The sequence below is a fragment of the Oceanipulchritudo coccoides genome, assembly GCF_010500615.1.
Classification (GTDB): domain Bacteria; phylum Verrucomicrobiota; class Verrucomicrobiia; order Opitutales; family Oceanipulchritudinaceae; genus Oceanipulchritudo; species Oceanipulchritudo coccoides.
Genome location: NZ_JAAGNX010000001.1, coordinates 252284 through 275281, shown reverse-complemented (window position 1 = coordinate 275281; position 22998 = coordinate 252284). Strand labels below are relative to the sequence as shown.

The following is a 22998-nucleotide window of genomic DNA, read 5'->3' as shown; positions in this document are numbered from 1 at the left end:
ATTAGAATTGGATTACTCCCATTCCACGCGGGTGCGGAAGAAGGAGGTAGCGTCAGGATCCACGACCTGGAAGAGGATGTCCAATCCGGGGGCATCACTGCCGCTGACGGCATCCACAGCTGTCCATCCACCCAATGTGGTGGATTGCTCGAGGATATAGACCCGTCCGTTCAGGACACTGCTACCGGGCACGAGCAGGTCCGCCAAGGTGGGGCTGGCGGTGAGTGCCGGGCTGAGGAAATCTGCGGGATCATTCAATCCTGTACCGGTCAGGTATTCGTCGTGGTTGGAGAAGCTGTCACCGTCGAGATCCTCTGCTCCATCATCCGGGTTGTTGGGATCAAGACCCAAGCCGGGCTCATCGGTATCATCAATACCATCCCCGTCGCGGTCGATGGTCCCTGTGAGGCGTAGATTATCCACGATATATACGTCGTTGGATCCGGCCGCCTGGGTACCGAGCGTGCCCTCATCGTCGTGCTGGAGGAACACACCAACGCGGTTGGAACTGCTCACGCCAGCAGTGGCCAACTCGGTCGATGTCACGGACAGGTTGAAGGAGCCGGTCTGGCCGACAACGGGTGTCACCAGCTCGCCGGTCGTCACTTCCTTCACGCGTTGTATCAAGGCGCCCGTTGACGGATCAAATTCCCCGATACCGACAATGAGGCCAAGCGTGTTGGCGAGAACGGATTTAATCTCCCAGTCGCCAGTGAAGCGGTAGTCGCGTGCCAGGTCCCATGTGAGGGAGGAATACCAGTAGATCAAGGTCTCATCGTAACCGTACCCCGTTTGCAATCCGCCATTAAACGTGAATACCGAGAAATTATCGACTTCTTTTGTCGCATCATTCGTGGCCGGCAGGAACCATGTTTCTTCAGGCCATGGCAACGAAGTGTTGATCGGGTTGGGCTCGGAGGAAAAACCCTCATCCAGGACAACCGGGCTGTCGAATGGCGTGACCACTGGCGTGGTGACGGACTCCGCGGCGCTGGGTGCCCCTGCAGCGTCCAGCACGTCACGAAGGGTTACCGTGTAGGAATACGTCGTATTCGGAAGGAGCCCGTCGTCAACGTAGACCGGGGAGCTTTGCCAGCCGGAATCGTCGCCGCCGAAGTTGCCCGAAGTTTCCACGAAGTAGTATTCCGTGTTAAGCGGCCCTTCAACCGAGGTCATGGTGACTGAGTTCGCATTCACGGCAGCGGGATTCGAGGCAAAGGCGGCAGCGGGGATCGGGAACGGCGTGCCGCCAATCTCGATCGCCCCCATATCCGGCAAGCCAATGACTGGATTACCAAAATAATCCGTGGCGACTTCCAGACCGATGAGCAGGCCGACCGTGTCGCCGGTTATCAACGGAATGGCGATCCCCTGGTCCTCAACAAAGGTGGTTGAAGAAGGAATGTAATCCGCGGCAGTGAGCCCGCCAGTATTGGCGAAGAGCGGGTCACCGATGACTTCGCCAGTTTCTCCGAAGAGATCAAGATTGAAGGTCGGTACGATACCCGTCGTCTGGTAGAGATTGTTGTTCCAGACAACCCGGTCGGCCATGGCCACCGTGTAATCATCAAGCCCCGCAGGTGTGACATCGGCAGTCGGATCGACCACGTAGAAGATATTGTTGGCGATGAGCAGTCCGTCGGTTGATTCATGAATGTTGAAGTTACCGGTAATGCCCGTGCCCACATAGATTGTATTGTTATAAAGGTAGCTGTTGGTGGGCCCTTCGTCGGCTGCAAAATTATACCCACTGGTCCAGATAATCTGCCCGGGCTGTACGTTGTTCAATGTGCCCGGTCCGTTGGACGGCTGGCCCACCACGCGAGCACCGTCATTGATGCTGATATTGTAGCGGTAGGCGCAATTCACGTTCTTGCCGAGGATCTCAATAAAGCCACCAGCATTGTTGATGCTGAGGTTGTACTGGACGACCACATCGTTGTTGAGGGAATCGATGTGAATGCCACAGGAGTCGGCCTTGCCGAGGGCATTCTGGACCGTGTTCTTTTCGATCAGCACGCGATCGCTTCCGTAAGGCCAGATACCGCTGCCGCGGCCATGCATGCGGGAATCAACAAACGATCCCGAGCTGTCGATCGAGTTCCCCCGCACCACGAGGTCGCTGACAGTCGTGACCTGGATGCCGGGTCCTCCGATATCCTGCAGTTGGTTGTCAATGACCTCAATGTTACCGAGCTTTTTCAGTTCAATTCCCTTGAAACCGACAGTGTCAATCACGCAGTTGCTGATTTGAATATTCTGGGAAAGTGTGGCGTCTCCCCCGTCCATGGAAATCCCGAAACCCTGGTGAGTTGTAGCGGTGGCACCATCACTTGCCGTACCGACATTGGGGTAAATATCGTGAATGAAAAGATTGTCCAAGATGATGTTATTGAGCGCTCCGCAACTGCTGTTCTTCGCGTAGACCCCGTAACGGTTTGTTTCCGGCGACCCGTCAACCATGGCGCCGCCATCACCGGTAATTTCAATGTCGCGCACCTCGATGTATTCCGAGTCGCGGATCACCACCCCGGCGAGGTAGCCGGAGGCGTCAATGATCGGGGCCGCACCCGCACCATAGGAGGCTACAACAATGGGATTTCCCGCTGCCCCGTTATCCTCGGAGAGGACGATTTTTCCCATGAAGGTGGCACCGGCCTTGAGGAGGATCTGGTCACCGGGACCGAAGTTCCAGTTATTGACCTTGCCCAGCGTCTGCCAGGCCGACCCGGCGGATGTTCCCGAATTCAAGTCACTCCCGGAGACCGGATCGACGTAGTATGTGCTCGCCACAAGATCGTCCGGAGGGGCCAGGTCAAACGGCACACCGACAATCTGGATCCCGCCGATTCCGGCGTTGTTCGCCACAACACTCCCCGTAGGGATGGTAAACGTGATCGTGTCCGAAGTGAGCGGCGTGCCACTGCTGCCGAACTTGGCGTAGTTTCCGACGTCATAGCCGTCTCCCGAATTCGTGTCGGTGATCAGTATCGGCGTCGTGTTTTGCGGATTGGAAGTCTGGAAATAATAGGTAGTTGTGCCATCGGTGATGGCCGCGCCCGGGTTGGCTGCCGCTCCATTAACATAGACAATGGCGACATAACCGGTCGGAAAGGCCGTGTTCAGGTTGTCAAGGGTCACCTCGACGGGGTTTGGTGTCGCTACATAGTGTGCGATCCCGTAGTTCCAAGGGGTTTGGATATAGGAAGCACCCCAGAAAGCCTGACCCGCCGCATTGAGGATCGTTGCGGAAATGCCGGTTCCGACCCCCTGGTCATTGACCAAATTGGCAGTCGGGTTTAACGCGCCAAAAGAACTGGTATTATTCCAGTTACCGACGACTGTTCCCTCGGTGGCAATGCCGAAGGGACTGCTGACCGATGTATTGTTACAGGTCGCGGCGGAGGCAACATTCAGGCTGACAATATTCGCCAGCGCGGACGAGCTGGGGAGAGCCAAGGCCATCAGGGGGAGCGCGACAAGGCCAAGAAAGCGCTTCAGGGGTCTTTCAGATTTCTGCTTCATATAGTGGGTATCTTCAAGGGTTAGGGGATTTCAGATATGGGATGCCAGTATGTACCGACACCAAACCGTCCGTCCTATATCGGGGCGATTCGACTTGATCCTAGCCTAAAGTGAATAGGAATTGAGCGGTGATTTTGTGCCTTTCACCTGCATAATTTGTCTCAAACCCCTTTAATGCACCATAATTTGGAGGATTAACCCCCTCCAAAAGCGAATTTCTAGTTTTCCATTCCTACTTGTAATGTTTTTAGAGTAAAAATACCCAGATAATCCGAAATATATGTTTTGATCACCTGCAGCTGCGTACTGTCGCCAAATCTGGGGATAACGGGCTGGCTGGATACGGTCTTGGGCCTCTTCAAAACGGCCGAGGCGACCGAATCAGCAACCCCGAAAGCCAAGGCCCTATTTATGGAAGCAATCAGCGAGATGATATTAAACGGATCTTTGATGACATTACAGGCAAATACAAGGTCCTCCCCTTTGTCCCGGAGATCGACGCGGACCTTGACGGTGATGTCATGGGAAGACCCTTGACGGAAATTTGCTGTACCTCGCCAAGGAAGAGGCTGCCAACCTGAAAAATATGCTGCACCCCTCGGAGGGGGTGCAGCATACCTAACCTTTACTCGGAACCTGCAAAACTACCAGCAGGCTCCTTTCCCTATTTGAGTGAATTACTTAAACTCAGGCTGATTACATCTTCAGCTCAAAGGAGACCACAAACTGTCGGCCGTTCGTTCGAATCGCGGTGAGGGTCTCGCCGGTGAAGGAATCAATTGCCGCTGGGACAATGTTGTCACCCGGAAAGAGGTTACGCGCGATCAAACGGACAGTGTATCGGGAATTACTGATTGGTCTAAACCTCCCGCTGTGCGACAAGGTCAAATCAATAGACTTCTCAGCCTTGCCCTTGATGAACTTGGACGTGTCGGGCTTGAATCCTACCTGAACCCCGTCGTCGATAAAGGGCACCGCAAGGACGCCGATCGTCGGGGCTTCACGCCAGCGATACGCGAGTCCAACGCTGGTTCCCCTGAGGGCGCCATCACGGAAGCGGTACATCGCATTGATATTGAAGCGCTTTTGGCGTACAAAATCATTGGGTCGCCCTTCAAGGCTCTGGACAAAGTTGACGCCTTGATTGGAATTCACGGCCTGTTCGATGAAGCGCTCCCTCAAGGTTGTTCTGGTCCAACCGCCTGTGGTACTCAGGTCATCTTGGCCCCACGGGGTATTTGGATCAGTGAGGGCACGCGAGTTTTCCGAACCTCCATTGGGAATCTGGTCCCATCGGAAGTAATCGATTCCCGGAGCAAGGCCGTCGTTCGGATCCAAATCCAAACCGTCCATGTCGAATCCATTGGGATCCGTGTATTGTGCCTGATTGTCCGCCGGGTTGTACCCCTCGACGAAGAGGGTGTTGGGCGAATTGTCCATGAAAGCGGTGAATTTATCAATGAACCGCATCCAGTTTCCAGCGATGTCAGTCTGAATGACCTCCTGTTCAGTGTAGGTGAAGCGGATATCAAGATTATCAATCGGACTGACCCGAATCGTGATTTCCGTCCCCGTTGCTTCAGCACTGGCGATTGTCGTGTAGGGATCCAATTCATTCCCGAAATCACCTGTATTGAAGTTATCGCTTGCCCAGAATGGGTAGATCTTCCTCGCGTCAGCCGAGGGATCATCGAGGAATGGCCAATCCGGGAAAAGCAGGGTCGTGAACTCCTCATAGTCCTGGAAGGCTGGTGTCCCGTCCCCGTTGGGATCCGCGGCACCAAAGCCATAAAGCAAATTGCGGACCGTTGGCCGAATTCTCCCACGAATGCCATTAAAGGCACCGATAGAGGGAGATGAGGTAACCTTGAAACGATTAAACCGCATGGAGAATTTATTCTTAAAGAGGCTCAGGCTGAATCCATAATCCTCACCCTCACCTTGCTCACCCGGAACAGTTATCCCATTCGCATCAACTCGCGGGGTATTCGCCTGGAAGGTATCGGATTTACTGTAATGGAGTGACAGATCAGCACCTAAAGGCAGCTTCCAGCGCCAACCCCTGAACGGATGCAGAACAACACCGTGGTATCGCGTAATGCCTGAATCCCTATCCGTATCTTCACTGCCGAATTTCTCATAGCCATAGAGGGAACGGTGGGCGATGAATCCGCCCGACTGGGTGGTCCCAGTTTCCCGGTTCAGCCATGTCCATTCGGGTGCTATCTCATCGGCGGACTCCAACTCGTCCTCACGGTATCCGAAAGTATAGACAAGCCGGTCATCAAAGAAGTATCCGGTATAGGCAAATTGTGCCGTGGTGATTTTATCTTTTACTCCGACTGTGTTCCGGCCCGTTGTCAGGCGTTCGCCATTGGTGCCGACGGCGGCATTTTCCGGATCCAGAATCCATTCCTCCCCGTTGGCGTCTAAAAAGCTGATGGGTTGGCCGTTCAACAGATCAAATGGAGGTTGGATGATCGAATAATTTCCATTGAGGGTTACGTAATTCCGCACATGGAAAGTTCGGTCTGTGCCCTGACTCAAATTCAGGGGATCGACTGAATCAATCAGTGGTCGAGCGGCATCAAAATATGGGAAATTCGGAATCTGCGGATCATAATAGAGCCCGGTTGCCTCGTTGAACTTCGGTACGATCCTCGGCTTGTATTCCTGATTGATGGATTCTGACTGGCGGTTGTTGTATAAACCCGCAAGACGGTGACGGCCTAGGTTGCGCAGGATCACGTTGTCAAAGTGATCCTTGAAATCGAAGTCGTAGGACAATGCTAAACGATATTCATCACGGTCTCGTTCACCGCGTTCGTATTTCCCATCTCCCTCGAAGTAGAGCTCGCCAACATAAGGATTCGGAGTGACGCCATCCGGAAGGAATTGATTGGGGTCCACAGTAAGCTGCGTGGAACTATTGAAGGTCATCCAGGTTCCCAGACTATCACCATAATCTTCACGCTGCCAGGCTGCTTCAAGGTAGAGGTTCTCAAGAATTTCCTGATTAAGGAAGATATTATAAACCTTGTTATGGTCACGCTCAGACTCGTTGTAATAAAGCTGGTTCAAAGTGGTTGGATAGTAAGACCCATCAACGAAGGTGGTTCCCCGGTTGTCTACGTTAACAGGATCGACCAATGGATCGTTGACCCCGCCATAATTGGTCCTTAATCCCGGAACTACAGTATTGTTGTAACTTTGAACAGATGGCACGCCGGCTGGATTCGGCCCGATCAGGAGCGTAGGCCGGGCATCATGTTGGCTGAAAACATTTCCGTCAGCAATCCCAGTGCCCCCAGTAATCCATGCGGTATCATTGGGGAAAATATACTCGTTCGGGTAAACGGATCCGAGGTCTCCGGCGTTGGCCCATACCGATACGCGATCGTAGGGAAGGTTTCTTACAGGACGGCGACTCTCAATCTCAACATCCTCAATATGGAATGAAATGCTGGTCTTCTTAAATGGCTTGTACATCGCTGTTCCATAGAAACGCCTGGAAATTTCCCCGGAGGGCTTAAGTTCAAATTGACGGTCGTCGTAAACGGCAGCCACTTTCACCGCGAGCACATCCTCAATAATTTCCCGGTTTGCCATGAACTGATAGCGTTTGCTGTTCCAGCTATCAAACTGAACCTTGAATTGAAAGGAATCATCGAACCGGGCACGGGCAATGGTCGTGTTCACGACACCCCCCGGGCTTCCCGTGCCAAACAAGATGGCATTGGGTCCGGATGAAAGGGTGACCCGCTCCAGATTGTAATTATCGGGCTTCATGTAGGCCGCGAAAAATTCCCTGCCCCGGGTGGCGTTGGATATTCCGCGAATCCGGAGACTGCCAGAGAGGCTCTGTCGGCCATCATCGGTAGCCAGGTATTCCTCACTGTTTTCAGCGTTGAGTGAGTAGATGGATGCTTCCTCGATACTGTTCACTCCGAAATCATCCATGAATTCCATGGTCAACACTTCAACTTGTGAGGCAACGTCGTCGAATTTGGTGCGGAGGCGGCTGCCTGAAAGGGTCTCAGTCGCATACCATCCCGTCTCCTGCGTGGATACCACGAACGGTGACAATTCAAAGATATCTTCCTCACCTTCCTCGGTTTCCTGGGCAAAGGATATGTGGGTAGCACAGATTAAGGATAAAACCAGGGACAACCGGCCAATCGGCGTCACCCATGATTTAGCGTTAAATGTAGTTTTTGGATTCATAGTGTGGAGTATTTTAGTGGTTATTGTTTGTTTAAGAACTGACTTTTTGGAATGATATTGAATGAAATTTGTACGGGCATTCACCCTGTGGCGGTTTAGAGAAATGTATCAAAATTTTGCTACTTATTAACCGCACCTCCCAATTGATCACGGGTGGATGCGCGGGCAGACTTAGCACCCACTTCCTTGTCGAGAAGCGCTTTCAGCTCCTCAACCTTGGCCGGATACAGATGGGCCAAATTATTCTCCTCACCAGGATCCTCAGGCAAGTAGAACAGTGCGCCCGGCGCTGCAATGGTATCCGTATAAAATTTCCCGATCTTGCCCCTGTTGGTGACTTCGCCCTCCGGCACGTACTTCCACGGGCCCTTCCGGATGGCCTCCATCTTGACCGCTTGCTCAATAAGGTACTCGCGACCCACTTCTGTTTTGCCGAGCAAGGCATCCAGGAGGTTCTGGCTGTCAGTGGCTCTTTCTTCAGGGACTTCCACTCCCGTCAGGGCGGCAAGGCTGGCCAGCAGATCCACCTGACTGATCAGGGCATCCGAAATCGAGGACTCAACTGTTCCGGGCCAGTAAGTGATAAAAGGCATGCGGGTACCGCCTTCCCATGCACTATACTTTCCACCGCGCCAGGGACCGGAGGGCCGGTGTTCCTTGTTCAATTGCATGGCGCCATCATAGTAACCGTCGTACAGGACCGGACCATTGTCACTGGTGAATATGATCAGGGTATTTTCGTCCAGACCGTTTACCTTCAAGACCTCGAGGAGATGGCCGATACTCCAATCCATCTGGACAAGGGCATCACCTCGAACGCCCAGGCTGCTGGCTCCACGGAAGCGCGGATGAGGTAGACGGGGAACGTGATTTTCATGCATTGCATAATAGAGGAAAAACGGTTCCTCCACGTTTGATTCAATAAACTCAACGGCCTTTCCGAGGAATATATCCGGCATCTCGGTATCGGTCCAGCGGGCAGAGTTGCCCCCGTTCATGTAGCCAATACGGCTCGTGCCATCGACAATGGTCTTCGCGTGCTGTTCATCCGCCTGAGTGCGGAGCAACTGTGGATGGGATATTCCAGTCGGATCATTTCCGACGGGCTCCTGATAATTCACTTCCATCGGATCACCGGAATCCAGACCGATAACGCGACCGTTTTCAATGTAGACTGAAGGGACACGGTCGCCCGTAGCCGCCATGTGAAATGAGTAATCGAAACCCACTTCCCTCGGGCCGGGGGCAATTTCCCCATTCCAATCAAGCGGCTCACTGGGACTTCCCAATCCGATATGCCACTTGCCGACCAATCCCGTGGCGTAACCATTGGATTTAAGCAGCGAGGCAATCGTCGGTTTGGCGGGGTCAATGATCAAGGGTGCATTCCCCGGAAGGATGACCGCATCATCATTGCGGAACGCGTATTCACCTGTCAGGAGGGAATACCGTGACGGCGTGCAGGTAGCGGCTGTCGCATAGGCGGAAGTGAAGCGCACACCGCTTTCAGCCAGCATGTCCAAGTTGGGTGTATCAACACCGGTGGCACCATAACAACCCAGATCGCCGTATCCGACATCATCGGCATAGATGATAATGATGTTGGGTGTCTCTGCGAAGGAGGCAGAAAGACCAGCCATGGAGCCAAGAAGAAGGAGGGTTTTATGTATATTTTTCATGGAGGTAAGGGTTAAAGATTATTAGTGGAAAACTTGTAGACGGTCCGTGTCTCGTACACTTTGCCGGGGCGTAAAATTGTATTGGGAAAATCACTCTTATTAGGGCTGTCAGGAAAATGCTGGGTTTCGAGACAGAGCGCACTCCGTCTCATGTAGGGTTTTCCTGATTTGCCAACCAAGGTGCCGTTCAAGAAGTTGGCCGTGTAGAGCTGCATCCCCGGCTCCTCCGTGAAAACTTCCAATACCCGTCCGCTGATCGGCTCGTAGAGGGATGCTGCCAGCACCTGCTTCTCACTCCCGTATCCGTTCAGGACAAATGTGTGATCGTAACCGCTGCCATTGGCCAATTGAACATTTTCCGTATCGATTTCGAGGCCAACTTTTTTGGGCAGGCGAAAATCAAATGGCGTACCGGCAACACTGGCAAATTCACCGGTTGGAACAGACGTCTCACCGATGGGTAGCATGGCATCCGCATTGATCATGAGGAGGTGATCCATGACCGTGTCTGCCCCCTCGCCCGCCAGATTGAAATACGTGTGGTTTGACAGATTGACCGGTGTCGCCTTGTCGGTCGTTGCCCGGTAATCGATCATGAGCTCATTCTCATCCGTGAGGGTGTAGGTCACGCTCACGTCGAGTGAACCCGGGTACCCTTCCTCTCCATCGGGAGAAAGATAACTGAACCGGATACCGTCAGGGATTCTTTCCGCTGACCAGAGAACCTTATCAAACCCGATTAAACCGCCATGGTTGTGGTTGGGTCCATTGTTCTTCTGTAGAACATACTCAACCCCATCCAGGGTAAAACGCCCGTTGGCAATCCGTCCTGCATAGCGGCCAAGGGTCACTCCAAAATAGGGCTTTTTCGCGGCGGTCTTGTAGGAATCAATATCGTCATAGCCAAGCACAACATCCGCCATGTTGCCTTCACGGTCAGGAGCCATAATCGAAGTGACCCGCGCCCCATAAGGAGCAAGCCGAACTTCCATACCATTGCTGTTCGTCAACACGAATTGCTGTTCGCTTGACGCATCAGCCTGCTCAGAGGATATGCATCCGGTCAGTATGATAGCCGCCAAAACAGACGGGAAGACCATCGGGCAGGATAACTTGCTGATAAGACCCCTAGGGATGGTTGTGATTGAGTGAATCATTTAAAAATCTCTCTGCCTAAGGCCGTGATGGATGTTTGAAGCCTTCCATTTTGCCTGTGTCGTAATTGAAAATCTTTCCCTCGTGAGGATATTTGTCGAAGATGTCTCCTTGACCCAGCATACGCGGATCGCCCTGTTCGGTCAGCTCGGCGACCATCTGGTCATGAAGACGCTCCTTGACGCATGTGTATATCGGGTTGTCGGCCAGGTTTACGAGGCAGTCGGGATCCTCCTTAATCCGGTAGAGTTCCTCTCCAGACCGTTTTCCAAAATTCAATGAATAGTACCTGTAGTCCGCCGAATCCGGATCCAGTTGAGTGATAAAATCCTTTGTCGGCGAGCCATCGCAATTACGCCAACCGTATTCCGGGTTGCCGACAGGCCAACGCTCAGGCTTGAAGTTTTTCACATAGAGGTATTCGTCAGTTCGTATGGCGCGGACAGGATACCCTAGATCTGTTCCGTCCTCGTTGGCCCGCCCCGTATCGTGCCGCTCCTTTCCGAGAAGGACATGGTCACGGCTTGCATCAAACCGCCCTGAATCTTCCGCCTTCAGCATCGAGAGGAAACTGCTACCCGTCATTTGAGGATGCGCCTCGAACCCAGCCGCCTCCATCAGTGTAGGGGCGACATCCGCAAAACTGATATAGTCACTCAGGATACGCCCGGGCGTGACGACGCCATTCCAGTAAACAATGAAGGGGACACGAAAAGCCTCCTCATAGATTTGTCCTTTGACCCGCGGAAAGGGCATCCCGTGATCGGATGTGACGATGATCAGGGTATTGTCCAGCAAGCCGCGCTCTTCGAGCAATTCGACCGCCAACCCGACATGCCTGTCGTACCATTCCACTTCAAGTCCGTAATCCAGGAGGTCTCCACGGATTGTCTCATTGTCCGGATAAAAGCCGGGGACTGTTGCGTCATTGAGATTCCGGTTTGCTTTTTTCCAGGAATCCTCCTCGTACGCACGATGGGGTTCCTTCACACCAAGCCAGAAACAGAAGGGCTGACGATCTTCCTTTTCATCAAGAAAAGCGGCAAAGTTACCCGCATAATCAATCTTGTTGATTCCCTTGTAAGGCGGTTTCGTCTTGATTGAATTGTATGCCGGGCCAGCCGGGTTATGCTCTGTTTTATAAACGCCAGGTCCCCACCCTTTCCCTGTAAACCCAACATGGTATCCTTTCTCCATCAGGATGTGCGGATAGAATGCAAACTCCTCAGGGAAGAGGGGCCAGTGATTGGCAGCCTCCTTCAGTTGCCAACTGTACATTCCAGCAACCAGACTGGCACGTGCGGGAGCGCATTTGGGGTTGCCGTTGAAGGCGTTCTCGAAGACAAGCCCCTCCCGGGCCAGTTTATCAATTGCCGGCGTTTCAATAAAAGTGTCCCCGTATGCACCAAAGCTCTTCATGGAGGCATCATCAGCGATGCAGAAAAGAATGTTGGGCTTCGAAGATTCAGCAACACCGACCAATGGCAAAAAAACAAGAATTGAAAACGCCACGACGCGAAGGTGCTTCTGCATACCGGTCCCCGGAAAAATTCCGGTCATAAACTTTGATCCAAATTCCATCCCTCTAATTGTAGTCCTTCCGCTTTGCGTAATCGTATCTCATGCCCGTGCATTCCGTCCACCAGCGGTGCCAACTGGCTGCCATGGACTCGACAATCCCAGGGTGCTCCTGAGCGAGGTTGTTTGTTTCCGTCATATCCACTTTCATGTCATACAACTCCCACTCAAGCCCAAGACGGACTAGCTTCCACTTCCCATCGAGAATGGCTGCGCCTTTGTTGAATTCAAAATACAAAGGTTCCCCGCGTTGCAACGGCTGACCCTGAAAAGCGGGTAAAAGGCTGAGACCATCGGGCGCCGGGATACGCGATCCACCGGATTGGCGTGGATAATCCGCACCGGCAACGGATAGGACAGTCGGCATGATGTCGATCAGATGAACGGGATCACGGTTCCAACCGTCCTGCGGCTTAATGGCTGCCGGCCAATGAACGACCATTGGCGTGCGGATGCCTCCCTCATGGCTGCTAGTCTTCCACTTGCGCAGAGGCGTGTTGCTGACCGTGGCCCAGTTGGTCCCATAGCTCGGATAGCTGGCGACGGAACCGATTGGTGCCTCCGGATCGACTACTTGTACTTTCGGATACTCTGCACAGGCTCCGTTGTCCGAGAGGAAAAGAATCATCGTGTTATTCAACTTGCCCTGCTTTTCCAAACGGTTGATAAGACGACCGATATTCTGGTCGACCCGGTCAATCATCGCGGCATACAGCTGCATGAGCATTATCTGATTCCGGCGCTCGTCCGGGGAGAGGTCGCCCCACTTTAAAGATTTCTTCGCCAGCTCCATGGGCGGCAACGGAGATGTTTCCGGGTCGATGAGGCCCAGCTCGATCTGTCGCTGGTAGCGTGCATTTCGAATTATTTCATAGCCCTCGTCATAAACGCCTTCATATTTGGCAACATCTTCAGGCCATGCCTGAAGCGGCCAGTGTGGGGCTGTGTAAGACATATAGAGCAGGAAGGGCTTTTCCTCTTCATTGTATTCGTCCAACCACTTCAAGGCCTCATCCGTGAAGGCATCAGTGTCATAAAACTTTGGATCCGTTGGGATAAAGTCCCTAACTTCATTCCCGTTGATCACCCATCGGTTGCCATCACCTTTACCGGCTGGTGCTGGCTGTCCCGGAGCTGCTTTCGAGCCCGGATTAAAATGGTTTTGAGCACCGCCGAGGAGGCCATAAAAGCGATCAAATCCGCGGTCCATCGGATTGAATCGCGCATGATGCTTTCCAGACCAAAGCGTGCGATACCCAGCGGGCCGCAGCACTTCCCCGAGAGTAGCGGTATTTGAGAAGTCCCTGTCGGTCCGTTGGAAATAGACCCCTGTGAGCAAACTTGCCCGGGTCGGATAACATTTGGCGGTGTTATACATCTGGGAAAACTTCAGCCCGTTTTCCGCCAACCGGTCGATGTTCGGGGTTTGCACCTCTCCACCAAAGCACCCGATGTCGGAGTACCCCATGTCGTCCACCAGGATGATCAAGATGTTGGGTTGTCCTGTCAGGACAGGCGCTTCAGGCGAGGAACACGCAACCAGCGGTGCCATTGCAAAAATGATGGCAAGTAACCTGATGTAATGATGCCTCATTACACTTTGATATAACATGAAATGCCCCGTTCCCTGCACTATTTCCTCTGGAGCTTTCTTCGCAGTTGGTTGAATGTGTCAGTTCCTTGATACGTCAGTACTGTCGAGTGGCGACCCTCCAAAATGAGGGCGGGATTCTTGCCGAAGGCGGCCAGATCGTAGGTTCTCGGGGAATCACCCCAGTTGAAGACACCGAGAAAAATGTCATCCCCCTGCTGGGCAAGAATCAGTTCAAATCCATCCTGCTTGTTTGCCGCGTGATTCCAGATATCAAGAGGCACCGATTCGTCCATGGCAGGCCACTCGAAGACTTCACGGACCAGTTCCTTCCGCTCGGCCCGGAGGGACATCAAATTGTCGCTCTGCAAACGGCAATTACCGTAGATCTTGTTATAGTCCGCCCACATTGCAGCCTCGTGCATTTCCAGGCTGCCTCCCGACTTGTGGTTGTCCCGGGATACGCGTTCATCCTCATCAGCAGCTTCCCGGAAAACAAGGTAATCGGCATCACCGTTAAAAACAGTGCCGTCGAGGTAGAAGTTTCCACTGTTAGCGAGGCAACGCTCCGAGAAGGCCTCAAACTTTGGATGGACGTCACCGCCCGTTCGCATACCGTCGACAAAACCAATGCAGGGCCCAAAGACAGCAGAGCATCCAAGAAAATAGTTCTCCTCACCAATAGCCTCGCGAATTGCCTGCATGCCCAGGCGAAAACGCTCCACCCCGGATATCGAAGGATCGTAAGCCATCACTTTGGTGACGGAGGGATGGGCTTGTTTAATTTCGGACTCCAGACCATAGCGCATGAAATCAACCTTGAAATACGTGATGCCCCATTCCCGCATCTGCTGGACACAGGCGGCGATGTGGGCACGGGCCCCGGGATGTGAATAATCAAAGTAGATGTAATTCATCACCCGGTCGAACAATTGCTTTTTTTCCACGATGACATTCCCGTGCTGGTCGTGGAGGAAATAGTCCGGGTGTGACTTGTAGACCTCCGAGGCAAGATCCGCCCGGAATCCGTCGAAATGCAATCCAGCGGTTTTTCCATCCGTCTTTATCTGGTCAGCCATGGCCTTTATGCCGCCCTGCAGATCCGGACGAACGCTGGTATAATCGCCGCGCTCAGTCCACCATCCACCATCGATCTGGATCAGATTGGCAGCCGGGTATAATTTGTTCAACGCATCCAGGTTTCCAATCACATCATCCACTTCAAAAAGTCTGCCATAGTAGTCCCAAGTCGCCCAGCCCTTAAAACCGGTCTTCTTGATTGCCTTGATGCCGTTTTCCAGGGCGATGGCTTTCCCGAACTCATTGAGTAATTCAATCCAGTCGGGTGCTTGCCTAATGATAATTGGTTCGTAGGAAATGGATTCGCCGGGGAGGAGCTGTTTGCCTTCCCCATCGGAATATACCAAAACGGCACTTTCTGAAACGGTCAGTACCGGAAGGAATATCCGCCAACTCAGGGACCCGGCGAGCAGGTACTCGCCTTCGGATGATCTGATCATCTCATACATGTAACTGTAGCTCAATTTCCCATCGTCTTCAACAGTTTCCCGCAACATGGGGCGCCTGCCCATACAACTGCTTCCATAGATTACTTCAAGGTCTTCGGATAATGTCTTCCTAAACGGTATGGAAATATCGATTTCCTTAATGGTCAGCAGGGCGTCACCAGGATTGGATAAAATGATTTCCAGACGCTGAAAGCCGTTCTTATCAGGAACCATTTGATGTTCAACGGCAACCCGATGAGTGGCTTCAACATCAATCGTGATGCCTTTCCAGTCAACCGACTGACCAAAGGAAACGGGCGCTTGCAACAAACACAATGAGCAGGTGACAAGCACCGGTAGGAATTTTGAGTTGGAGGTCATAAAGTTATTTTTCATGAGCCATGGCCCCGGATGGGGCGTTACGCTTAAGAGGAAAATTGAAGTCTGTAACCGGCGAAGTCGTGCGGGCTGATCCAATCAATCCATCCAATTCCGCAACAATCTCCGGGTATTGATCCGCGATATTCTTTTGTTCAGACGGATCCTGACAAAGGTCGTAGAGCTCCAATGGGGAATCCGGATCTACAGCGACATTGTATCGGACTGCTTTCCAATTGCCTTTGCGCAGTGCTATCCTGCCTTTTTTTTCATGAAATTCCCAATACATCGGACTGCTCGCCTGGGACTCCGCGCCGAGAAGGGTTGGCAAAAAGGAAACTCCATCCACTTCAACGGAGAGTTTTTGGCCGAGGACGTCTGCCATCGTGGGTAGGACATCCCAAAAAGCCGAAACATGATCAGTTTGTGTGCCAGGCTCGATTTTTCCGGGCCAGCTGGCAATCATCGGTACGCGAATGCCGCCTTCGTAAAGATCGCGCTTGAATCCGCGCAAGCTCCCTGAGGAATTGAAATACTCCGGATCATGCCCGCCCTCCTGATGCGGCCCGTTGTCGGAAGTGAAAATCACGAGGGTATTATCGGCGATCCCCAACTCCTCCAGCTTGGCCATAATCTCGCCGACATCGTCATCCATCACTGAGACCATGGCGGCAAAAGCAGCATGGGCCTCCGGTTGTGACCCATAGGCGTATTTGCGGAAATCTGGCCCACTGTCCGTCCCCTCGTAGGAACTCTCAGGAAGGAATTTTCCACGATACTTTTCCATGTAAGGCTCGGGAGCGAACATTTCAGCGTGCGGTTGAACCAATGCGTAGTAACAGAAGAAAGGCTTGTCCTTGTTGGCCTCGATAAACCCAAGGACTTCGTCCTGGATAAGGTCCGGGGCATATTCCCCGCGCTCGTAGCCGAAATTTTCCCAGAGCATGACACGCTGGTCGTCATCCCAAAGGTAATAGGGATAATAGTGGTGTGCCTGTCTTTGGCAGTTGTATCCATAAAATCGCTCAAACCCCATTTTCAAGGGTTCACTGGCGCTTTCAGGGTCGCCCAATCCCCACTTTCCAAAAAGTCCTGTTGAATAACCGGCCTGCTGGAAAAGGTGCCCGACCGTGTACGTGTCCGCTGGCATCGGCATCTGCCCTTCAGGATCGACAAATCCATTTCCCCGAATCGGGGCATGGCCTGTATGCAGGCCTGTCATCAAAGTGCTCCGCGAAGGCGCACATACAGGCGCTCCGGAGTAGTGCTGGCTGAATTTTATCCCGTTGTCAGCGATGGAATCAATATTGGGCGTTTTGAAATGTGTCTGCCCGTAGGTGCTCAAGTCGCCATACCCCAAATCATCGGCCAGAATATAGATGACGTTTGGCGGGGTCCCCCCAAAGGCGGTCTGCATGAGACCCAGTAGGCTAATTATCAGAAATCGTTTCATCGTTTTCCTTCCAATTATTACTTGGTCTCGTTGAAAATGCTTTTGACGAACTCCGGATCCAGTTCACCGCGATTTGCCATGTCCCTGTACTTCGGATCCATTTTGAAAATTTTGCCCAAAGTTCTTCTCAACCGCTTTTTGTCTATGTCGTTGTCGGGGCTTCTTGGCTCGTCATGCTTGGGGAGGTATGCCCTCATCTGCTTCACAACCGGTTTCATTTCGGGATCTGTGATCAGGTTCCGGCGCTCCATGGGATCCTTCAAGTGATCGTAGAGCTCCTCGGTCCCGTCGTCGTAGCGGGTGTATCGATACCGGTCACCGCGGACCGAATGGTTCTTGTACCCCATTGTGGTCAAGGTCGGGCGCTCATCCTCGGGTGCAAGGCTCTTCAGGTCGGCGAAGCTAACACCTTCGAGACCTTCCTTGGTGGGAAGCCCGCACCATTCCGCCAGCGTCGGATACAGATCCAACAGATTGACAATGCGGTTGGACCGTGAGCCGGGCTGCGTCAATTCAGGAACACGAATGATCAAGGGTACCCGCGTTGATTCCTCCCAAAGATGGGTTTTGCGGTACCTGAGCTTTTCCCCGAGGAACCAGCCATGGTCGCCCCAGATGACGACAATCGTGTTGTCCGCGTAGGGACTCTTCTCCAGTTTATCCAGAACCACGCCAACGCAGTAATCGGCATAGGAGACCGCGGCCAGATAGGCCTGGGTAACCTCCTTGAACATGTTGGCATTCTGTACGCGCTGGAAATCATCCGACGGCTTAAACTTGTTTTTTCCTTTCGGGTTTTTTATGTCGTCCAGATCATCCGGGACGATTTCTGGGATCTGGACATCCTCGAGCGGGTGCATGTTGAAGAATTCCTGGGGAACATAAAAAGGCAGGTGCGGTTTTGATACGCCTACTGCCATAAAAAAGGGCTTTCCGTCAAAATCCCGATCCAACTGCTCGGCCGCCCATGCACAGGTCTTGTAATCTCCCGTTTCTTCAACCGGGACACCGGTTGGTCCCCAATCAAATTCCAGGCCCCTACCCTTTCTTCCTCCGCCACCTTTAAGCATGGGCAATTTATTGAGCGGGCCCTTGGAAGTATCCACTCCGGTCTTTCCGCCGTTGGAGGCCCACTCATCAAAGGCCCATTGCCCCTCATCCATTCCTTCCCAGACCGGATGCTTGTGAAATATCTTCCCACTTGAAAGAGTATGATAGCCGTGCTCGGAAAAATACTGTGGCAGCGTCGTGGCATCTTTTGCCACCGGTGAAGCCTTGAGGTTATTCCCGTTCCCGTAAACACCTGTGGTCGAGGGACGCAGGCCCGTTAGAATTGAAGACCGCGAAGGGCCGCATACCGTAGCTGGGCAATAGGCTCTGTTAAAGACCATTGCCCCGGTCAACTCGACCAAACGGTCCATATTGGGCGTTTTGGCCTGTGGATGGCCTCCGACCACGCCAACCCAGTCATTCATATCGTCAACCGCGATAAAGATGACGTTCAGGGGCTTATCGGCCGAGGCCATAGAGATGCACAGCCCACCGAACAAAAGGAGTGTCCCCGCCAGAGGCTTAAGACGGTTTGAAAAGGCATTCAAAAAGTTCATCGATCAGGGTAAGGTTTAAGGGGATTTTTGTGCGGGGATTTTCGTTCGATCTCTGCTTCGTTAGTCATATAATATACGAGGATTCCTGAAAAGGCATTTGTCACTGAGTGCCAATTGATCGGCCATATCCGCCAAATACATTTTATGGCAGAGAAAAGGCAGAGACAACGGTGGCCAGAAGGAGGGAAAGGGGCATTTTCGTGTATCTGTCGAGGTTCAGTATTCTTCAACGATCAGGCGAATGAACACAGGGGAATCCGCGGGTAGATCGATCCGGTTGGTGATCAGGTTAAAATATCCATTAAGGGGGTCGCTTCCCGTCTCCGTATAACCATTTCCCGACCAGCTTCCCGGAGCCAGGCTGGAAGAGAATTCCAGCTGATAATTCAGGCAGCTGCCGCGCTTGGCATAGGCGTATTCAAACCATGTTGATCCACCATCCCTTTTGATTTCAAAAGCCGGACGATGGCCCCTGTCGAAAGGATTGACCGGGCTCCCGCCGTTGGCGAATTCCATTAAATTCAATTCAGTGTCCCCATCGTCATCCCCCTCCTGTGCTTGATTAAGCCGGTAAAGGCTCGACCAATCGGCATAGCTCAAAGCGGGTGTTCCATCCGGCTCGACATAAAGCAGTAAATTAGCCTTATCAGGAGCCCCATATTCATTAGTGACCTCGACGATCCAGTGGTTCAGGCCAACATCCGTAGGAGTTGGCATGCCCGAGAGGGTCCCGTCGGGTGCCACGCTCAGCCAACCCGGCCCTGAACCCATGGAGAAGGTCATCGGATCACCGTTGGCATGATTGACCGAACCAGCCAGCGTTCCCGAGAAAGGTACGCCCTCGACTGCAGGACCCATTTCCACGGGATCAAAGGCAAACAATGGAAGTGAGTGAGTTCCTCCCTCACTGTCCCCGGTGAGTGTGATATTATCGATCCAGAACCGGTCCGCACCGCCTCCGGCATTCACCGTGAAACGGATTTTTGAGATGTCTCCATATGCCGCAAGGTCGATGGTCTCTGTGACCAAGGCATCGGGTTCAACGCCCCGATCGCCGCCGTTATCGCTCTCTGTCGCGACCCAAACAACATGCCAGGACCCATCAAAGACTTCCGCCGTTGCAGTCTCACCCGTATCAAGGCTGTCGATATCATGATCAATGGTAAGCGACGCATTGGCCAGCGCACTAATGAGGTCACGGGTAATCTGTCCGTTGCTGTTCAGCAGGATGGTAATTCCCCCTCCATAACTTGTCAGGGTGATGCCTCCAGAGCTACTCCATCCACCACTCCAGCCTGTGCCGCCAGTCCAGGAATTTGAGTCAAAGTCATCGGATGCCACAGAGGTGCCACCGTAAGCAAAGTGTGCTGTGATCCGGGTGTCTTCCGCAGTGAAGAGAATCTGGCGTGTGTTTGTCCCGTCAAGATCGCCGCTCCAACCCACAAATTCCCATCCGGATTCGGGTGTTACTGTCAATTCCAGTCGCTGGCCCTCATTAACGGGACCGACCACTGGATCATAAACGGTGGCATCGGCGCGTCCGCTCACGCTACCTTTTCCGACAGTGCCAATGGTGACCTGCGACAACTTGACGAGCTCTACCAAGTGGAAGATGTCGTCTTCTGAATCGACATTGAGCAGCATGAGATCGGCTCCGTTCGGACCCTTGTTTTGAAATGCCCAATCATCGACCACCACGGATTCCGTCTTCCATTTATTGGAATTGGTCTTGGTGACAACGAATGCGGACTTCCGGCTGTCTGAATCCGCATCATATTGCAGCTCGAACTGGCCGGTGCCCGTGTCGAGATAGATCACCGAGAGCCGCACGCGCTGGCTGCGCGAAGGCAGCAGCTTGTCATGAACATCAAAATACAAGGTGTCCTTGCCGTTCCCGTGATCAAACCCGCGTCCAAAGCGACCGTATATGGAATCATCAATATTCCACCATCCGACATCCTCTGTCCCCGAATTCAGCTGATACAGGAAACGCTCATAATTGGAGGGAAGAATCGCCCAGCCAACGTCGTTGGGCCCGCTTCGTTTGCGATTCAGCATGCCACCCCCCATCGCACTCTCGACATCATCCATCCGTGCCCCACGGGACTCATAAGCTTGTGCGATATTCAGGTAGCGCTCAGGCACTTTTTTCTGCCCCGGTGCTCCTCCAAACACTTCTGCTGGGAAACGCTCGAAATCGGAGGCATCCAGTCCATCCCGCAAGGCGCAGAAGGCCCCTGGCGCAAGAGCGGGATTCCAATGACCAGCATACTTGTTGAAAAATTCGAGAGCTGGAGCATTCGCCTCATCTTTCAAGGCATTATTCGGTACATTCCAAATATCCAATTCGCAATGCATCGCGAAGATGCCGGACCAATAGAGCGCTCGCGGGATATTACTGCTCGACCAGCCCATCACAAAGAGCTCTCCATCCATCTCTCCGCGGTTGATCACCGGTTTTCCAAGGCTCCGGGCTCTATTGGAAAGGGTTTTAAAATTGGCCAATCGCTCTTTGTTCCCACTGACATGATAACCGTGACTGAACATGCCGTTCTTGACGGCGAGAATATCCAGATTATCAAGTACCCAATCGCTCTGTTCCGGACTCTTGCTGCTTGAGTTTACCATGAGGGGAATGTCCACCAAACTCTGCAGGTAGTGACTCCATATCTCTTTGCGGAAGAGATACCACTCCTCATCAGTAATCTCATATTGTGGATCAAGTGGTTTGCCCTTGTAGGGAGCCGGATCACCAGTCGATCCCTCGGCGCTTTGCACAAAAACAATTCGCTGCTGTAGATCCTCCGGAAGATTATTGAGGTAAGTGCCAAAGGCATCGATGAGGGCAATGAATCGCTCCATATAAATCGTCGAAAAGGGATAAGGGTAAGGTTTAGCTGATATTGGTTGGCCAAGCGCATTTACCGTTCTATCCGTAAATACCTCAGGGACCCCCAGCCCGTAGATCCATTCCGGGCAGGCCGGGCCCACCCAGATCATTGCCGTTGCATACAAGCCATCGTCCGCGGCAACCTGTAACGGCGCTCCGACAAGGCTTTCGAATTGGTAATCCCCTTCGCTTGGTTCGAGCTGATTCCACTTCAGAATAAGGGGAACGCCTCGCAATTCGGGGCAGTCCACACGAGAGACATTCCCTGGCTTCCATGAGGCCCAGCTATGGATACCTGCCGCCGGAATACTTTGGCCCATGCCCGATAATGCAAATGCGAGCAAAGGAACACTGATCGAGAGGCAGAATTGAAAATTGAAAAATTTCATTCGCCAAAAACGAAGAACCATGACCTCGCTTCTGATGATGGTCCAGTGGCATACATCCAACTTTCAAGACGGTGTGAATAGACATACGGATCGTTCTGGACATTCACCCATCCCAGCCAGCTTCCGGTATCCGCGTATCCGTCGATAACCTCGAACCCAAACCAAAGCGGATCAACGGGCTCCGCCGTGCGTGATTTGGAAAAGAGCCACTTCATGGAGAACGTTTCCGGATCGCACAGGTCGCTGGAAAGCTGGGTCATCCACTCCCGCGTGGCCGGGACCCAAACGTAATTGTCCTTGTCCCAGTCGAAAAACTCATACCCGCTTCCAGCGGCCACCATCAACTCACTGGACCCATGAGCCTCATTGATCCATGTCGTAAACTTCATGTTTCCGCCGATTTGCTGCATTTTTGCGAACAATGCCTGATTGCCGGCAATGTTGATGGTCCCGTCCTTATCACCATGGAATGTCCAGACGGGCAGATCCTTGAAGGCCTCAGGATTGTCCACCTTGTTCCCGTTGGCTGAAGAGGAAAACACTGCGGCGAAATACTCCGGTTCCGACTGAATGAAGGTATAGACGCCCTGCCCACCCATTGAATGGCCAATGGCATAGATGCGGTCCGTGTCGACCGACGGAAGCTCAGCAATCACATCCTTGATGGCCCGGAACTGCGCGAGTCTCCAGGCACCAGGTGAATGCGGGCAAATGATGTAGCAGTTGAACTGATCGCGGAAGTCCTCCCGGACAAGGTGCTCTATCCAATTGCGAACATTCTTTTCATTTTTGGGATAACTTGAGGTGGCGCTCCCCCCGTGCAGAGAAATCATTACTGGATATTTTTCATCCGGGTCAAAATTCTCTGGTCGGAGGAGGCGATACGGAAGGTATTCCCCTGTATCAATCTCCTCAAACAGGGCGATTGTCGCAGGGCTGGCCACTGCGGAAAAGGCAGAGCATGGAAGGGAGGCGAGAGTGATCAGGGCAATGGATTGGAGGAGTTTCATGGGTTGCCTTC

At 52.8% G+C, this 22998-nt stretch carries 11 protein-coding genes; all 11 read right to left on the bottom strand.

Annotation, left to right across the window (positions count from 1 at the left end; genetic code table 11):
• Window positions 1-12: 12 nt before the first annotated feature.
• The 11 genes from G0Q06_RS01005 to G0Q06_RS00955 all read right to left on the bottom strand — a co-directional run bounded on the left by G0Q06_RS01005 (window position 13) and on the right by G0Q06_RS00955 (window position 22987).
• Window positions 13-3525 (bottom strand): right-handed parallel beta-helix repeat-containing protein, encoded by a 3513-nt coding sequence (locus G0Q06_RS01005; protein ID WP_163961564.1) that lies wholly within the window; start codon window positions 3523-3525, stop codon window positions 13-15.
• Window positions 3526-4221: 696 nt separating this feature from the next.
• Window positions 4222-7749, bottom strand: a complete 3528-nt coding sequence (locus tag G0Q06_RS01000) for a hypothetical protein (RefSeq protein ID WP_163961562.1) — start codon at window positions 7747-7749, stop codon at window positions 4222-4224.
• A 119-nt stretch (window positions 7750-7868) separates the two neighbouring features.
• Window positions 7869-9428 (bottom strand): sulfatase family protein, encoded by a 1560-nt coding sequence (locus G0Q06_RS00995; RefSeq protein ID WP_163961560.1) that lies wholly within the window; start codon window positions 9426-9428, stop codon window positions 7869-7871.
• 11 nt (window positions 9429-9439) lie between these two features.
• Window positions 9440-10585 (bottom strand): aldose epimerase family protein, encoded by a 1146-nt coding sequence (locus G0Q06_RS00990; protein WP_238710186.1) that lies wholly within the window; start codon window positions 10583-10585, stop codon window positions 9440-9442.
• Between the two features lie 16 nt (window positions 10586-10601).
• A complete protein-coding gene (locus tag G0Q06_RS00985; protein WP_238710185.1) occupies window positions 10602-12143 on the bottom strand; it encodes a sulfatase family protein in 1542 nt (513 codons plus the stop codon).
• A gap of 25 nt (window positions 12144-12168) precedes the next feature.
• Window positions 12169-13713 (bottom strand): arylsulfatase, encoded by a 1545-nt coding sequence (locus G0Q06_RS00980; RefSeq protein WP_238710184.1) that lies wholly within the window; start codon window positions 13711-13713, stop codon window positions 12169-12171.
• Window positions 13714-13793: 80 nt separating this feature from the next.
• On the bottom strand, window positions 13794-15656 hold the full coding sequence (locus G0Q06_RS00975) for a glycoside hydrolase family 36 protein (protein ID WP_163961556.1): 1863 nt from the start codon (window positions 15654-15656) through the stop codon (window positions 13794-13796).
• Window positions 15646-17091 carry an arylsulfatase gene (locus tag G0Q06_RS00970; protein ID WP_163961554.1) on the bottom strand — a complete coding sequence of 482 codons (1446 nt, stop codon included), beginning with the start codon at window positions 17089-17091 and terminating at the stop codon, window positions 15646-15648. Before G0Q06_RS00970 ends, G0Q06_RS00975 begins: the two co-directional genes overlap by 11 nt.
• A 17-nt stretch (window positions 17092-17108) precedes the next feature.
• A complete protein-coding gene (locus tag G0Q06_RS00965; RefSeq protein WP_238710182.1) occupies window positions 17109-18698 on the bottom strand; it encodes a sulfatase in 1590 nt (529 codons plus the stop codon).
• Between the two features lie 216 nt (window positions 18699-18914).
• The gene (locus G0Q06_RS00960) at window positions 18915-21977 is read right to left on the bottom strand and encodes an InlB B-repeat-containing protein (RefSeq protein WP_163961551.1); all 3063 of its coding nucleotides are present in this window, start codon (window positions 21975-21977) and stop codon (window positions 18915-18917) included.
• Window positions 21974-22987, bottom strand: coding sequence for a carboxylesterase family protein (locus tag G0Q06_RS00955; protein WP_163961549.1), 1014 nt, complete (start codon window positions 22985-22987; stop codon window positions 21974-21976). The genes G0Q06_RS00960 and G0Q06_RS00955 overlap by 4 nt, the downstream gene beginning before the upstream one ends.
• Window positions 22988-22998: the final 11 nt, after the last annotated feature.

Bases quoted from the DNA above. Each gene is read 5' to 3' on its own strand.
- G0Q06_RS01005 (WP_163961564.1), bottom strand. From the start codon at position 3,525: ATGAAGCAGAAATCTGAAAGACCCCTGAAGCGCTTTCTTGGCCTTGTC.
- G0Q06_RS01000 (WP_163961562.1), bottom strand. From the start codon at position 7,749: ATGAATCCAAAAACTACATTTAACGCTAAATCATGGGTGACGCCGATT.
- G0Q06_RS00995 (WP_163961560.1), bottom strand. From the start codon at position 9,428: ATGAAAAATATACATAAAACCCTCCTTCTTCTTGGCTCCATGGCTGGT.
- G0Q06_RS00990 (WP_238710186.1), bottom strand. From the start codon at position 10,585: ATGATTCACTCAATCACAACCATCCCTAGGGGTCTTATCAGCAAGTTA.
- G0Q06_RS00985 (WP_238710185.1), bottom strand. From the start codon at position 12,143: ATGACCGGAATTTTTCCGGGGACCGGTATGCAGAAGCACCTTCGCGTC.
- G0Q06_RS00980 (WP_238710184.1), bottom strand. From the start codon at position 13,713: ATGGCACCGCTGGTTGCGTGTTCCTCGCCTGAAGCGCCTGTCCTGACA.
- G0Q06_RS00975 (WP_163961556.1), bottom strand. From the start codon at position 15,656: ATGAAAAATAACTTTATGACCTCCAACTCAAAATTCCTACCGGTGCTT.
- G0Q06_RS00970 (WP_163961554.1), bottom strand. From the start codon at position 17,091: ATGAAACGATTTCTGATAATTAGCCTACTGGGTCTCATGCAGACCGCC.
- G0Q06_RS00965 (WP_238710182.1), bottom strand. From the start codon at position 18,698: ATGAACTTTTTGAATGCCTTTTCAAACCGTCTTAAGCCTCTGGCGGGG.
- G0Q06_RS00960 (WP_163961551.1), bottom strand. From the start codon at position 21,977: ATGAAATTTTTCAATTTTCAATTCTGCCTCTCGATCAGTGTTCCTTTG.
- G0Q06_RS00955 (WP_163961549.1), bottom strand. From the start codon at position 22,987: ATGAAACTCCTCCAATCCATTGCCCTGATCACTCTCGCCTCCCTTCCA.